We start from the raw sequence: 14,331 nt of genomic DNA on the forward strand, positions 1-14,331 counted from the left end.
AATGTTTAAAAAGCAACCTTTTATCTAACTGTAGATACTTGTGAAAAATAGAAAATAACTGTAGTTTTAGCAGTTAAGAAGCCTAAATTTGATTATTATGAGCAGCCGAGTTTCTCAGGCGCGTAAGTTGCAAACCATAGTACGGGTTCCCAGTCAGACTGGGTAGCACCCTAATAAATAAAGAAAGCATCTATCCCTTAATGACCCTACCGCCAACCCCATCATTACCAAAGAGTAGCGCCATGAAGACCGCTCAGACAGCCACAGACCTCGTGCGGACTTACCTGCGTGAGATTGGCCGTGTGCCACTTTTAACCCACGAGGAAGAGATTTTCTATGGTAAACAGGTGCAACGTTCCTGCGCTTTGCACGAATCAAGGGAATCTCTTGCCACCCAGCTAGGGCATCAACCGACTCTAGAAGAGTGGGCCAAAGCAACAAACCTAGAACCAGCAGAGTTGAACGAAGCGATCGCAGATGGTGAAATTGCCAAGCGTAAGATGGTAGAAGCCAATTTACGGCTGGTAGTCTCCGTTGCCAAAAAATACATCAAGCGCAACGTCGATTTACTGGACTTGATCCAAGAAGGTAGTATTGGTATGCAACGGGGTGTAGAAAAGTTTGACCCCACCAAAGGGTACAGATTTTCTACTTATGCCTATTGGTGGATTCGGCAAGCGATTACTCGTGCTATAGCCGAAAAAGCTCGTACCATTCGGCTGCCGATCCATATCACCGAAAAATTAAATAAGATTAAAAAGGCACAGCGCCAATTGTCTCAAAAGTTGGGACGCGCTCCGACGGCTGGGGAGCTAGCTCAAGAATTAGAATTGACGCCCAAACAAGTACGAGAGTATTTAGAAAAGGCGCGTTTGCCTCTTTCCTTGGATTTGCGGCTGGGTGATAACTACGACACCGAACTCGGAGAAATGCTGGAAGATCCAGGAGCTTCTCCCGAAGAGTTTGTTATGCAATCTTCCCTATCTTATGACTTAGATCGCCTGATGGGCGATCTCACGCCACAGCAGAGGGAAGTAATCACACTGCGCTTTGGCTTAACTGATGGGCAAGCTCTGACTCTGGCTAGAATTGGTGAAATATTGAACATCAGTCGAGAACGAGTCCGACAAATTGAGCGCGAAGCCTTAAGCAAACTTCGCAAGTCTAAAGCCAACATGGATGAATATTTGGCAAGTTAGAAGTTAGGAGTGATGAGTTTGTAATTAACTCCCCACTCCTCACCTATTTATTGGGGTGAGAAAATACGCTGACTTTGGTACGGTTACACCTACTTCCACTCTTACGCTAGGCTGTTACATTAGTTGACAGGAAGACAAAATAACTAAGTCAAATCCAAAACAAACATTTAATATTCAAATCACAAGCACCGCAGCTAATAGTGGTAGTTAAGGAGCTAAAAAATGAGTAACCCATCCAATCGCGTCTCAGAATTTTTTAATAGCGAAGCAGAAACTAACGATTTACTATGGCAGTACGTTAAATCCTTGAGTCCAGAGGCAGTTACCCAGCTATCCAAACCCACGTCTGCCGAAGTCTTTCAGGTAATGGAACGGAATATTACAGGACTATTAGGTAATCTACCTTCAGAACACTTTGGTGTTACTGTCACCACAAATCGGGAAAATCTAGGTAGGCTTCTGGCTTCTGCAATGATTAGTGGTTATTTCTTACGTAACGCTGAACAGAGAATGAATTTTGAAATGGCCTTACAAGGATCTGAAACCGACAACAGCGAAATTGACTAGAAATGTAAAATTTGGGAAATTGAATCAATAGTGTTGAACTGATAGCTAGTCATAGTTACGGCGATACGAATTGAAAATAAGTCTCTGCGAAATCTTTGCCGGTAATTCCCAATTATACATCAGCTAAGTTTTTTAAAATATCCAAAATAGTGACGAATTTAGGTTGAAATTTAAAGGCAGAGGAACGCGGAGTTTTTGATTCCGCTTCTCTGTGAACTCCTGTAATTTTATGTTGATTCAATCAATTATTGATGTCAGGCTAGTTAGGTATAACTTCCAAATCTATGCAGAATCCGGGAAAATTCTTCCCCTCTAGGCATCTGCGGTCTTAATAATAAGTTTTTAACCATCCACGATATTAGAGGTGTATTTATAGATGATTAATGCACATTTGTGGATAAACGAACAGTGCTAGATAACCTTTGCAATAAATAAATCTAAACTCGGCAGAGTTACAACTAGTCTGCCGAGTTTTGTTATTAATCAAGAGTCAAAATTCAGGAATTCTTTCTCTACTCCCCATTCTAATTATGACTGAAACCAGTTCTTTCCCACCCCATAAAATCATTGGTGTTGCAGTAATTTGGAATCACCAAAAGCAAATTTTAATTGACCGCCGTCGTCCAGAAGGAGCGATGGGTGGTTTGTGGGAATTTCCTGGCGGTAAAATAGAGCCAAGTGAAACTATCCAAGAGTGTATTCAACGGGAAATTTCTGAAGAACTGGGAATAGTAATTGAAGTGGGAGAGCATCTGATTACTATTGACCACAGCTATACAAACTTGCGCGTTACCCTCACAGTACATCACTGCCGCCATCTTACAGGTGTGCCCCAACCTTTAGAATCCGATGAAATTCGCTGGGTAACTTTGGAAGAACTGGAGCATTTTACTTTTCCGAAAGCAAATATTCAAATTATTGCTGCATTAAAAGGGACTGGGGAGTAGGAAAGAAGCAGAGGGAACAGGAGAGCAGGGGAGCAGAGGAGCAGAGGAGCAGAGGACGAATAATTAATAACCAATGCCCAATGCCCAATGACAAATGACAAATACTTCTGACAAATACTTCGGCTTCGCTCAGTACAAGTGACAAATGACTAATGACTAATGACTAATCCCGTAACAATCTATTAATTGCATCAGGTTGAGTCCCGCAATTTTCTACAATAGGCGCAGGGACTTTGATTTAAGGTGTCAGCAAATAAATGCCTAAAACCGTTGCCGATGTGATGAGCCGCGATCCTATTGTTGTCCGGGAGGAAACTCCACTCAAGGAAGCTATCCAAATTCTCGCAGAACGCCATATCAGCGGACTACCTGTTGTGGACGATCTCGGTAAATTGGTGGGCATTATCTCGGAAACCGATTTGATGTGGCAAGAAACTGGTGTTACTCCACCTGCGTACATTATGTTTCTTGATAGTGTTATCTATTTAAAAAATCCTGCTACGTATGACCGTGATTTACATAAGGCTCTAGGGCAAACCGTTGGGGAGGTGATGAGTAAAAACCCGATCGCTATTCCCCCTGATAAAACTTTAAAAGAAGCAGCTACAATCATGCACGATCGCAGCGTTCACCGCTTGCCAGTACTTGATAGTACAGGTCAAGTAATTGGTATCCTGACTCGTGGTGATATTATTCGGGCAATGGCTGCTAGTCAAGATTAGTCATTAGTCATTAGTCATGAGTTGTTGATACTTAACTGTTGACTTTTGACTCTTTTTATACATTTGAAAATCAAGGATAACTAAATGAGTATTACTCCGGAGTCTGTTAAGCAATTGCTCAGTTCTGAGGATTTAGGCGATCGCTTACGTGCAGTAAATCAAATCCGCGAATTGGAACCTGCGATTGGCTTTGAATTAATTCAAAGTGCTATTGGCGATCGCAATTCCCGTGTCCGTTACACAGCAGTGAGTCAAATGGATACACTTGGAACCCAAGATTTACAGTTATCCTTGGATATCTTGCGCGATCGCTTACTTCATGACTCCGAAGTAGATGTACAAGCAGCAGCAGCAGACTGTTTGGGCGCTTTAAAGTTAAGCGAAGCTTTTGAAGATTTACAGCAGCTTTATCATACAACTGGGGAATGGCTAATACAATTCAGTATTATTGCTACATTAGGAGAGTTGGGCGATCCGCGAGCCTTTGAACTACTCAAAGAGGCACTTTCATCAGAAAATGAATTAGTCCAAACTGCTGCTATTAGTTCTTTGGGTGACTTGGGAGATGTACAAGCAGTTCCTCTGTTGGCTCCTTATGCTACCAACCCAGATTGGCAAATTCGTTACAGACTTGTACAAGCCTTAGCTCGTTTGGGTAATCCAGAAGCCAAATCTATATTAGAAACTCTGGCTAATGATGAAGTAGATGCGATCGCAAATGAAGCGAAACAATCTTTGCAGTCAGTTTAAGTCTATCTAAGGTTAAGAAAATTCACCTTTAATATAGATTTGTCTGACGGGATAAAAAAATCGACCTGGTTGGTAAATTTTGCATTCCAGCCAGATCGAATAGAGAAATTAGAGTTACTTTTACTTGCTAAAAGTAACTTTTTTATATTTAGGACAGGACTATTGAAGGATACTTTTGCGACGGCGAGACATAACCATACCAGCGCCAACTAAACCTAAGCCTAGCATTGTAGTTGGCTCAGGAACGCTAACTGCTTCGAGAGTTAAGTGGTACTCGCTTGTTTTTCCATTAAGAGAAGCACCCAAATTGCCAACCCCAATAGTTTTTCCATTGAAATTAAATTTCCCCGTAATCCCATCCAATATTACGTCATTAATGTTAGTAGCTGATTTCCGAGTTCTGGTAACTACAGAATCATCTAGATCAAAGGTAAGAAGCGCAGTAGTACTACCCAAGGTTCGCGATCCGAAATTAATGAACGGAGTGTAAACGCCTGTAGAATATGTAGCTGTTGTGCTTGATATATTAGCTATCTTGGTTAAATTTAGAGTGTTAATGGTAATACCTGTGCCTGATAAGCTTGGTGAGAAGGCTGTAAAATCACCATCAGTATCAACACCATCAACATCAACAAATTTAATACTGGTAGTAGCTGGATTGATTCCATCACTAGGAACAATAGATGTACCAGTAAGACCAATACTCCCGTTCAGGGTTACAGCTTGAGCCGAACTAGCAGATGTGAAAATCCCAGCGGTAGTCAAGGGGATTGCAAAACTAGCTGCCAAAGTCGCGTTTACTAATTTAGATTTAAAATTAATCATGAGTGTTTGAGAGTCCTAATAATAACCTGGAATAGAGAAATTGATTGCTTAACTTTTACTATCAGTAATCTATTTAAAATACTGTCAGTGAAAGCGAAGCTTGCGTGATGTATTTCTTATCTCCATAAAATCACATAGACTTAGAACCTGCAATATTTACTGAGTGGTCTTCATCACATCTTCAACTAACAAATAGTCTTCATAAAATTTTAATTTCTTACATATCTGCGCTTCGTATATCTCTTACTCTCTAAGGTTTAAATTATAGGCAATAGCTCTGACTTTAATAAAAACTATTTACGTAACTACGTTGAAGTGTACTTTTATACTATTATTCTTAAACCAGATTTTAAATCAATGGAGTATCCAATGTATATAATCTTTCTAGTTGCCAATATTTAGTGAAACGGTTCCTCTCATAGAATAAATGGGAGGAACCGCTGTATTTGTTTACTATGGATAGTCTTTGCGCTCGAATTGAATGTTTGTAACAAACTAGCTAATTGCTAGCTATATAATGCTGTTCTCAAATCTGTCAGATTTTTCAAATGCTAAGAGCCAAATACCTGTGGCCAGGTTGTCACAACAAAAACTACAACTGCGGCGATCGCTAACAACCCTTGAATCAAATTTCCAACCAAAGACCCAACTACAATTCCTATACCTGCTTTAACCGCTAACCCAAATTCGCGTCGGTAAAGGTACTCACCAATAATTGCTCCCAAAAGCGGGCCTAGTAAAATTCCTAACAGTGGCCCCCCAAAAGGTAAAGTTGGCAATAATCCGAAAAATCCTACTACTAAACCGACAATTGCGCCAATTTGCCCCCACTTGCTAGCTCCAGCTTGTTTTGCTCCTACATAGCTAGCTAAAAAATCTACTCCGACACTGAGCAGTAAAACTATAACTGTCACAATTAGTGGAATTTTGATAGCTGCAAAGGAACTACTAACAATTCCCCAGATAATAATTGCAATTAAAATTAAGCTGCTACCGGGAATGGCTGGAACTACAGCACCAATAATACCCACAACCATTACAGCAACTAATAGCCAATAAATAATTTGCATAGATCAATTGTAAATTTCCAAATTTTCTCATAGGGTTACACATCTGCCATTGCTGTCAACTTAACGCGAAATGGAGGTTATAAACCGAGTCTACACAAACAAAACCCACCTCCGTGGGTTTTAAAACTTTGATTTCACCTTAGTCCGCGGAAGCGGACAGCCCCAAATTCCATTCGCCAAGGCTTAAGTTGACACGTATGCACATCTGCGCGCTCCTACTGTTTATTCTATCTGGGTAAGATAGCGAAAAATGCCTAGTACAATGTAGTGCAAGTTTGCCTAATGCTTCTAAACTGCTATTTAAAAGCTCAAAACCTATGACAAGAAAAATATTAACTGGACTAAGTTCTGAAGCCTACGAACACCCCTTCGATCGCAAAGCCTTGGCTTCTTTGCAAAATATGCCAGGTGTCTCACTACTACTCAAAAAAATCAACGAATACGGTATCGATCGCTTACTCAGACTGCAAAGTCTTGGTAGTGAAATCAGAATTTCGCCCCGTAATTTTCCCGAATTACATCAAGCATTTGTAGAAACCTGCCAAATTCTTGATGTTGCTCCCCTTCCTGAATTGTATCTATTTCGAGGCACAGGTCACATTGAAACCTACATTGTTGGGGTAGAAAAACCCCTTGTCGGTATCAATTTAGATGCAATGGAGTGGCTTGGCGTAGATGAGTTGCTTTACGTTTTCGGACACGAAGTTGCTCGAATCAAAAGTAAGCACATGATTTATCACCAAATGGCAATTGTTATGCCAACTTTGAAAAATTTGTTGAGCAGTACCACACTGGGAGTCGGTGGCTTGGTAGCTGGTGGAATGGAACTAGGTTTGTATAATTGGCGGATGATGGCTAGGTTCACTGCCGATCGGGCTGCTTTGCTTGCTTGTCAGGATATTGACGTAGCAACTACTACACTGATGAAACTCGCGGGTTTACCAGATGAGTACTTGACTACTGCTGTAATTGAAGATTTTCTCGTCCAAGCCCGTGAGTTTGCATCCAATAACTTTGATAGCGTGGATAAAGTTACTAAAATATTAAGCTATACAGAGCCTGGGCTTTCTTGGGTAGTTATGCGGGCTGGCGAATTATTAAAATGGGTTGATTCAGGAGCTTATGATAATTTAATTCAACAGACAAATTTAAAGACACCGGAAGAACCAGAAGAAAAAGAAGGAAAGACACCAGAAGAAAAGGAAGGTTGGAATTTTTTAACTTCTTGGTGATTGAATTTTAAGTTTTATATTTTAATTTTATTTTTAAATTTAAAATACGCTTGTGACACTCAATGAGTTGCTAATATCGATTAGCTGCAAGCTTGCTCCCAAGCAAGGGGCTTAAGCCCCTTGTATCACTAAAATTGGCTGGCTTCTAAACTAGCTGCAACCTAAGTACTAAGAGTAACGGCTAACTTATCAGCAATTCCCGCAATCCAGTTTTCATCTTGTTTGGTGTAACTGCGAGGAGCATTTGCTCCCAAAATTAATGCACCTTGGTTGCCAATAGGTTGACAAATTACACCTTGAGTATTTTCTGGTAAATAATCAAATTCAAGCCTACCTGGATATATTTTTAGAGCAACTAGATAAATCGGTTTTTGTTTTTCGAGTACCTGTTTTAAGATTACTCCTGGCACAACTTCAGATTTAGTACCCAGAATGCCGCGACGCAACAAAACTTTACCTTGATAATAAACCACCAGCGATCGCGTTACTGTATTAGTCAACAATAAATGAGATGCCCAGGCTAGCTCTGTTTTTACGGCTTCAGGTAAATCTGCTGCAAGTACAAAACCTTCTTCTCCAATTAGTTCTACAGTATCAGGCGATCGCGGCTGAACTTGCTGCCAAATTAAACCCGTCAAAATTAACACCGCACTCAGAATTACGCCCACCACATCACCACGCGATTGAGACTGGGTTAATTCCGGTGTTAATAAACGGTTAATCAGTAAAAGCACAGCGCCTAGCCCACCCACGACAATGGGTAGACGCCGCAAAACTCGATTAGGATCAGGTTTAGTCATTAGAAATTGGGAATTGGGAATTGAGCATTGAGTATGCACAAGAGACAAGGGAGAGACTTATTCAATAATTCCCCTTATCCCCTTCCCTCCTCTGCCCCTCTGCTCTCCTGCTCCCCTGCTCCCTCATGTCTCACTCCTCCCCTGGTTCAATAATCCGCTGGAAAAGATAACCAGTACCCCGCGCGGTGAGAATCAATTCTGGGTTACTAGGATCGTCTTCTAATTTTGCCCGCAAACGTGATATATGCACATCTACTACGCGGGTATCCACATGACGTTCTGGTGTATAACCCCATACTTCCTGCAAAATTTCCGAACGAGAAAAAGCTTCTCCAGAGCGACTGACTAACAACTCTAACAAGCTGAACTCCATACCCGTCAATCGAATGCGCTCATCACCTTTGTAGACTTGTCGCTTATTCGTATCGATTTTAATATTCGCGACATGAATTACCCCAGAACTGGGAATTCCAGAAGCACCATTTTTATCTACTCGTCGCAGCACCGAGCGAATCCGGGCTTCTAGCTCCTTGGGGGAAAATGGTTTAACTACATAGTCATCAGCACCCAATTCTAATCCGGTGATGCGATCGGCAACATCACCCAAGGCTGTTAGCATAATAATGGGGACATCTGATTCTTTTCGTAATTCTTGACATACACCATAGCCGTCTAGCTTTGGCATCATTACATCTAAAACTACCAGGTCAGGCTCAGTTTTGCGAAAAGTTTCCAAAGCTTCTTCTCCGTCGCCAGCCGTCACTACATCGTAGCCAATCATGGAAAGGCGTGTTTCCAAAATCCGGCGAATGCTGGCTTCGTCGTCTACCACCAAGATTTTTTCTTTATGGCTTTCCAAGTTTCTCTAGGCTCCTTGACTAAAAATTTACATGATTAATTTTTAATACCATAATATTAAGATATCATTCCATGAATTGATTTGGAAAAAGCTCTAAATACCACTATTATTAGTTTTTAGTTTTTTTCAAGAATTAAGTAAATATTAAGATTATTTAATAAGATTTAAGAATGGCAAAGCCAAAAACCTTTTTTGTTTGTAATGAATGTGGAGCAGAATCGCCCCAATGGTTTGGTAAGTGTCCAGCTTGCGGCACTTACAACTCTCTAGAAGAACAAATTTCTATTCAATCCTCAGTAGATGTGCCCAGTCGGGGGGGAGTGAGTGGTTGGCAATCAACTCAAACTAATGGCAAATCTCACGCTAAACCAGCTAAAGCGCGAGCCTCTTTAACATTCGATCAAATTACCGATCGCCAAATCGCCCGTTGGGAGTCTGGTTATGAAGAATTGGATCGGGTGCTTGGAGGTGGGGTTGTCCCTGGCTCTATGGTGCTGATTGGGGGCGATCCGGGTATCGGTAAATCAACTTTATTGTTGCAAGTCTCTAATCAATTAGCACAAAAATATCGCATCCTTTACGTAACTGGTGAAGAATCGGGACAGCAGGTAAAGTTACGAGCTTCCCGTTTGGGAGTATCAAAACCCCTAAGTGTGGTTAATGACGGGAAAGTTGAAGTAGTAATAGATCCTACACTACCCATAGACCCTGACAGTATAGGTGCAGATTTATATGTATTGCCAGAAACAGATTTAGAAGAAATTTTACGAGAAATAGACTCTCTCAAGCCAAACGTGGCGGTGATTGATAGTATCCAAACAGTGTTTTTTCCAGCGCTGACTTCTGCACCAGGTTCGGTAGCTCAGGTACGAGAATGTACCGCAGCACTGATGAAAGTGGCGAAGCACGAAGATGTCACTATGCTGATTGTCGGACACGTCACCAAAGAAGGAGCGATCGCTGGGCCAAAAGTTTTAGAACATTTAGTCGATACAGTGTTGTATTTTGAAGGCGATCGCTTTGCTTCCCATCGATTATTACGGACAGTCAAAAACCGCTTCGGCGCAACTCACGAAATCGGCATCTTTGAAATGGTGACAGATGGATTGCGAGAAGTCTCCAACCCCTCAGAGCTATTTTTAGGCAACCGTGACGATCCGGCGCCAGGTACTGCCATTGTCGTTGCTTGCGAAGGCACTCGCCCGATTGTTGTGGAATTGCAAGCTTTGGTGAGTCCCACCAGCTACCCTTCACCTCGGCGTGCTGGAACTGGCGTAGACTACAACCGCCTAGTGCAAATTCTCGCCGTCTTAGAAAAACGGGTGGGAATTCCCATGTCAAAATTAGATTCTTACGTTGCTTCTGCGGGTGGGTTGAATGTGGAAGAACCAGCGGTAGATTTGGGAATTGCGATCGCGATCGTTGCCAGTTTCCGCGATCGCATCGTCGATCCCGGTACAGTATTAATCGGTGAAGTTGGGCTAGGCGGACAAGTGCGATCGGTTTCCCAAATGGAACTGCGGTTGAAAGAAGCTGCTAAGTTGGGATTTAAACGAGCGATCGTGCCAAAAGGAACAAAGTTTCCCGACTTAAATATTGAGATATTGCCAGTATCCAAAGTCATAGATGCAATTATCGCCGCCATCCCCCATCAAGAATTGACAGCCGACGATTTAGAACCCGATGAAGAAGAGTAACTATTGGAGACTGGGAAATTGTTTCAAAATTTGGCAGGGTTCAAAGCAAACTCCATAATTTTTACGAGTGAAAACCTAATCCTGAATCCTTTTTACACACTAAAGGAAAACTGATGATGACAGCCCTCAGCCAAGACTACCAAATCACTTGGGAAAAACTACCTGATGATTACAAACTCCCAGACGATCCAGTGGACAACATCAACCAACCAGTCTTAGCTGCGGCACTCACCGAAAGCCTACAATTAGCCGGAAAAATTTCAGCTAACGCCCTAACAACAACTAATTATGGCATTTGTGCCACTCTAAACAACAAAATGGTAATTAAAGCTCCTGATTGGGCTTTCATTGCCAAAATTAATGTTAGTAGAGAAGAAGTAATACGCAGTTACACACCTCAATTACAAGGTGACATTCCCGTAATTGTGATGGAATTTGTCTCCGATACACAGGAGACAGAATATTCTATCAAAGCGACATATCCCCCAGGAAAATGGTTTTTCTACGAGCGCATCTTAAAAGTACCAAACTACATTATTTTTGAGCCAGACAGCGGCAGTTTTGAGATGTATCGCTTACACAACACAGAACAGTATATTTTGCAAGAGCCTGATGAAAATCAACGCTACTGGATAGCAGAAATGAATCTTTACCTTGGGGTGTGGCAAGGTACTCGTGAAAATCGCCCAGGAAAGTGGTTACGGTGGTGGGATGAACAAGGAAACCTTTTGCTTTGGGGTTCTGAGTTAGCCGAACAGGAAGGCCAACGCGCTGAACAAGAACGACAACGCGCTGAACGACTAGCAGCACAATTGCGGGCGGCGGGGATTGAGCCAGAAGTATGATGAAATGTTTTAGGAAAAATTGAAGAATAAAAAATATGGCTTCTTCTCCCCACTATATTCCTCAATCCGATCCGCCGCTTCCTCCTTGGGAAACTCTACCAACGATGTATGATTTACCAAGTGATAACCCAGAGGAATCAGGCTTGCCAGACGATTTTCACTTTTTACAGCCCTTACTTTTATACTTAACTTTTCAGCCGATTAACTGGAATTCCGAACTAGTTTACAGTGCGGCTGACCTTAATCTCTACTATGATTTACAGCATCCTTTGTGGTACAAGCGCCCAGATTGGTTTGGTGTAGTAGGTGTAGGAAAGTTATACAAAGGGCAAGACTTACGGTTAAGTTATGTAACTTGGCAAGAGCCAGCAAATCCTTTCGTGGTTGTTGAGTTATTATCTCCAGGTACGGAAGACGAAGATTTAGGCACAAGAAGAGAAAGTGCAGCAGATAAACCTCCTAGCAAATGGGAAGTTTATGAACGAATTTTGCGGATTCCTTACTATGTTGTTTTTAGTCGCTATACTAATGAACTTCGGGCTTTTCAGTTGATCGGCGGTCACTATGAACCGATGAATTTGACTGATGGATACCTACTAATGCCAGAGATAGATTTAAGTTTAGGCTTATGGAAAGGTTCATTTCGAGATATTGAAAGGTTGTGGTTAAGGTGGTTCACTTTGACAGGAGAATTAATTCCCGCACCCACAGAGGAAGCCGCTGCTGCAACTGAACGAGCTATCATTGCCGAACAAGAAACTGCTCAAGCCAAACGAAAAGTAGAACAATTAACAGAACGTTTGCGTCAGTTAGGTGTGAATCCTGATGAACTAGATGAATTCTTGTAGCTTCACGAGTCTTTTCTGACACGCAGCATCATTGTCTACTTTTGAGGAATTACCTGCACTAAAAATTTTGATAGCCGATGCCGAAGCAGCTATCTGATAACGATATTAGCTCCCATAAAGATTAATTTTTGAGAGCGATCGCATATTTAGCAGTTTAAATACATATAATATTTCTTTCAGCAAGTCTATAGCAACCTCATTTTTTATGAAAAACATGATGTCACGCTATATCCTTACTGTTCCTCAACCCAGTTTCAATTGGGTAACTATGGGGAAAATAAGGTTCAGCAGCAAATCTAAAAGGCGATGCCCTGAACATTTGCAGATATTACCGCAGACACTAATTATGTTGCGGCGGCTAAAATACTTAAGTATTAGTAGTACGATCAAACTACTCAGGTTAAAATTGTCTATTTGATAACACAAGACCATCAGAAAATTGTAGAAAAGTGTATTTCCTTGGCTCGATAGTGGTGCTAACCTCAATTTAAAGGATGTTATCAGCCTTTATCTGCTAGAGTTTCTGACTTTCAGCAAATTAGATAATTTATCAATAACAAAATCGCTAGGAGTGCGATGATGATGTCACAGTCCCCTATGACAAGACCAGAAATAGCTGCTGGAACTCTAATCGATAACCGCTATATAATCCAAAAACTTCTAGGACAGGGAGGATTGGGACGAACTTACTTAGCATTTGACACTCGTCGGTTTAATGAAGCCTGTGTTCTCAAAGAATTTGCACCCATTGGCACAGGCGAAAGTGGACTGGAACAATATCGTAACTTATTTAAAAGAGAGGCAAAAATTCTTCATCAATTGCAACATCCTCAAATTCCCAAATTTTTGGCTTGCTTTGAAGGAGATGGTCGGCTATTCCTAGTACAAGAGTATGTTGACGGTAAAACATATTCAAGACTGCTAGGAGAACTGCAACGTCAAGGAAGAAATTTTTCTGAAGACGAAGTTATACAGTGGCTAAAGAATCTGCTGCCTGTTTTGGAATATGTTCATCAGCACAACATTATCCATCGAGATATTTCTCCAGACAACATCATGTTACCCGATGGCAAGGATCTGCCAGTGCTGATTGATTTCGGGGTAGGCAAGCAAATTGCTGACATGAACGAGGGGAGAAGTTCCAACCAACAGGTAACGTTTGTTGGCAAAATGTCCCTTGTAGGCAAAGTGGGATATGCTCCCCGCGAACAGATTAGTTTGGGTTTATGTTCACCCTCTAGTGACCTTTATGCTTTAGGTGTAACTGCTATTGTATTACTTACAGCTAGAGATCCATCTTTACTAATGGATCAATACTCACTTGAATGGAACTGGCGTGATTATACCTATGTTACTGATGGGTTTGCTCAAGTACTTGATTGTATGTTAGAAGATAGGCCTAATAAGCGATACCAAACAGCCAGCGAAGTTCTTCGAGATTTAGAGCGTATTGGAGAACCAGAAATGGCAATGTTTTCTGCAATCATGGTTGATGATTTACCGGCTACAGTATTTAACCCTGAATTTCAGGCTATGTCGGCGCGATCGCAGTCATATAACCAACCTGAAGAAACTATTTTTAATTCACCTACTAGTGCACAAACTGGGCAAAGAATTGAACAACAATCTTCACTCCAACCAGCATTTATCAAACATTGTCAGCAAGAATTAGCCTACCACATCGGCCCAATGGCAAATCTGATTATAGAAGAAATACTAGCTCACAATCCTTATATTTCAGCCGATCAATTTATTGAACTTGTAACTAAGGAAATTCCTAACTTTCAAGCAGCTTTTGAATTCAAAAAAAGCTTATTTTCATAGAAATTTAGACATCATTAAATTGAGGAATAATTTTTAATTTCTTAACTAATTCTGTAAGTTGAAGTCAAGAGAACTCATAAAAGTAACAAAGTTTTTTGGCAAAGCTACACGCAACCTCTTCTACAGAACGTCATGACGTTAGCGTA

The 14,331-nt window shown here is 41.3% G+C and carries 14 protein-coding genes; 10 read left to right on the forward strand and 4 right to left on the reverse strand.

All coding sequences use genetic code 11. The features are described 5' to 3' along the window. Positions 1-242 precede the first annotated feature (242 nt). The 5 genes from AC1F2U_RS01315 to nblB all read left to right on the forward strand — a co-directional run bounded on the left by AC1F2U_RS01315 (position 243) and on the right by nblB (position 4,185). Positions 243-1,199, forward strand: coding sequence for an RNA polymerase sigma factor, RpoD/SigA family (locus tag AC1F2U_RS01315; RefSeq protein WP_104909800.1), 957 nt, complete (start codon positions 243-245; stop codon positions 1,197-1,199). 222 nt (positions 1,200-1,421) lie between these two features. After that, positions 1,422-1,766: a DUF760 domain-containing protein gene (locus AC1F2U_RS01320; protein WP_480259497.1), complete on the forward strand. Its 345-nt coding sequence runs from the start codon at positions 1,422-1,424 to the stop codon at positions 1,764-1,766. A 530-nt stretch (positions 1,767-2,296) separates the two neighbouring features. Further along, positions 2,297-2,713, forward strand: a complete 417-nt coding sequence (mutT, locus tag AC1F2U_RS01325) for an 8-oxo-dGTP diphosphatase MutT (RefSeq protein ID WP_480259498.1) — start codon at positions 2,297-2,299, stop codon at positions 2,711-2,713. Positions 2,714-2,970: 257 nt separating this feature from the next. Then, on the forward strand, positions 2,971-3,435 hold the full coding sequence (locus AC1F2U_RS01330) for a CBS domain-containing protein (RefSeq protein ID WP_480259499.1): 465 nt from the start codon (positions 2,971-2,973) through the stop codon (positions 3,433-3,435). An 84-nt stretch (positions 3,436-3,519) separates the two neighbouring features. Further along, a complete protein-coding gene (gene nblB, locus AC1F2U_RS01335; protein ID WP_480259500.1) occupies positions 3,520-4,185 on the forward strand; it encodes a phycobilisome degradation protein NblB in 666 nt (221 codons plus the stop codon). A 159-nt stretch (positions 4,186-4,344) separates the two neighbouring features. On the opposite strand, the gene AC1F2U_RS01340 is transcribed toward nblB, so the two are convergent. Next, positions 4,345-5,010 (reverse strand): PEP-CTERM sorting domain-containing protein, encoded by a 666-nt coding sequence (locus AC1F2U_RS01340; RefSeq protein ID WP_480259501.1) that lies wholly within the window; start codon positions 5,008-5,010, stop codon positions 4,345-4,347. Between the two features lie 551 nt (positions 5,011-5,561). Further along, a complete protein-coding gene (locus tag AC1F2U_RS01345; RefSeq protein ID WP_480259502.1) occupies positions 5,562-6,080 on the reverse strand; it encodes a DUF456 domain-containing protein in 519 nt (172 codons plus the stop codon). 317 nt (positions 6,081-6,397) lie between these two features. Here AC1F2U_RS01345 and AC1F2U_RS01350 point away from each other — a divergent pair, with 317 nt between their 5' ends. Further along, positions 6,398-7,312, forward strand: coding sequence for a M48 family metallopeptidase (locus tag AC1F2U_RS01350; RefSeq protein ID WP_480259503.1), 915 nt, complete (start codon positions 6,398-6,400; stop codon positions 7,310-7,312). A gap of 161 nt (positions 7,313-7,473) precedes the next feature. On the opposite strand, the gene AC1F2U_RS01355 is transcribed toward AC1F2U_RS01350, so the two are convergent. Beyond that, positions 7,474-8,112, reverse strand: a complete 639-nt coding sequence (locus AC1F2U_RS01355) for a cofactor assembly of complex C subunit B (protein WP_480259504.1) — start codon at positions 8,110-8,112, stop codon at positions 7,474-7,476. A 130-nt stretch (positions 8,113-8,242) separates the two neighbouring features. Next, on the reverse strand, positions 8,243-8,971 hold the full coding sequence (gene rpaB, locus AC1F2U_RS01360; protein ID WP_012412029.1) for a response regulator transcription factor RpaB: 729 nt from the start codon (positions 8,969-8,971) through the stop codon (positions 8,243-8,245). 170 nt (positions 8,972-9,141) lie between these two features. Here rpaB and radA point away from each other — a divergent pair, with 170 nt between their 5' ends. From radA to AC1F2U_RS01380, 4 genes are all read left to right on the forward strand, one after another. Further along, positions 9,142-10,668: a DNA repair protein RadA gene (gene radA / locus AC1F2U_RS01365; protein ID WP_480259505.1), complete on the forward strand. Its 1,527-nt coding sequence runs from the start codon at positions 9,142-9,144 to the stop codon at positions 10,666-10,668. A 116-nt stretch (positions 10,669-10,784) separates the two neighbouring features. Beyond that, on the forward strand, positions 10,785-11,513 hold the full coding sequence (locus AC1F2U_RS01370; protein WP_480259637.1) for a Uma2 family endonuclease: 729 nt from the start codon (positions 10,785-10,787) through the stop codon (positions 11,511-11,513). A gap of 35 nt (positions 11,514-11,548) precedes the next feature. Continuing rightward, entirely contained in the window at positions 11,549-12,361 is an 813-nt protein-coding gene (locus tag AC1F2U_RS01375) for a Uma2 family endonuclease (protein WP_480259506.1), read from the forward strand. A 582-nt stretch (positions 12,362-12,943) separates the two neighbouring features. Beyond that, positions 12,944-14,185, forward strand: a complete 1,242-nt coding sequence (locus AC1F2U_RS01380) for a protein kinase domain-containing protein (protein WP_480259507.1) — start codon at positions 12,944-12,946, stop codon at positions 14,183-14,185. Positions 14,186-14,331 lie beyond the last annotated feature (146 nt).

Source organism: Nostoc sp. LEGE 12454 (genome assembly GCF_056620565.1).

Excerpts from the sequence above, each read along its gene's own strand:
- AC1F2U_RS01375 (WP_480259506.1), top strand. The coding sequence starts at position 11,549 with ATGGCTTCTTCTCCCCACTATATTCCTCAATCCGATCCGCCGCTTCCT.
- AC1F2U_RS01345 (WP_480259502.1), bottom strand. The coding sequence starts at position 6,080 with ATGCAAATTATTTATTGGCTATTAGTTGCTGTAATGGTTGTGGGTATT.
- AC1F2U_RS01350 (WP_480259503.1), top strand. The coding sequence starts at position 6,398 with ATGACAAGAAAAATATTAACTGGACTAAGTTCTGAAGCCTACGAACAC.
- radA (WP_480259505.1), top strand. The coding sequence starts at position 9,142 with ATGGCAAAGCCAAAAACCTTTTTTGTTTGTAATGAATGTGGAGCAGAA.
- AC1F2U_RS01320 (WP_480259497.1), top strand. The coding sequence starts at position 1,422 with ATGAGTAACCCATCCAATCGCGTCTCAGAATTTTTTAATAGCGAAGCA.
- AC1F2U_RS01330 (WP_480259499.1), top strand. The coding sequence starts at position 2,971 with ATGCCTAAAACCGTTGCCGATGTGATGAGCCGCGATCCTATTGTTGTC.
- AC1F2U_RS01380 (WP_480259507.1), top strand. The coding sequence starts at position 12,944 with ATGTCACAGTCCCCTATGACAAGACCAGAAATAGCTGCTGGAACTCTA.
- AC1F2U_RS01355 (WP_480259504.1), bottom strand. The coding sequence starts at position 8,112 with ATGACTAAACCTGATCCTAATCGAGTTTTGCGGCGTCTACCCATTGTC.
- AC1F2U_RS01340 (WP_480259501.1), bottom strand. The coding sequence starts at position 5,010 with ATGATTAATTTTAAATCTAAATTAGTAAACGCGACTTTGGCAGCTAGT.
- mutT (WP_480259498.1), top strand. The coding sequence starts at position 2,297 with ATGACTGAAACCAGTTCTTTCCCACCCCATAAAATCATTGGTGTTGCA.
- AC1F2U_RS01370 (WP_480259637.1), top strand. The coding sequence starts at position 10,785 with ATGACAGCCCTCAGCCAAGACTACCAAATCACTTGGGAAAAACTACCT.
- nblB (WP_480259500.1), top strand. The coding sequence starts at position 3,520 with ATGAGTATTACTCCGGAGTCTGTTAAGCAATTGCTCAGTTCTGAGGAT.
- AC1F2U_RS01315 (WP_104909800.1), top strand. The coding sequence starts at position 243 with ATGAAGACCGCTCAGACAGCCACAGACCTCGTGCGGACTTACCTGCGT.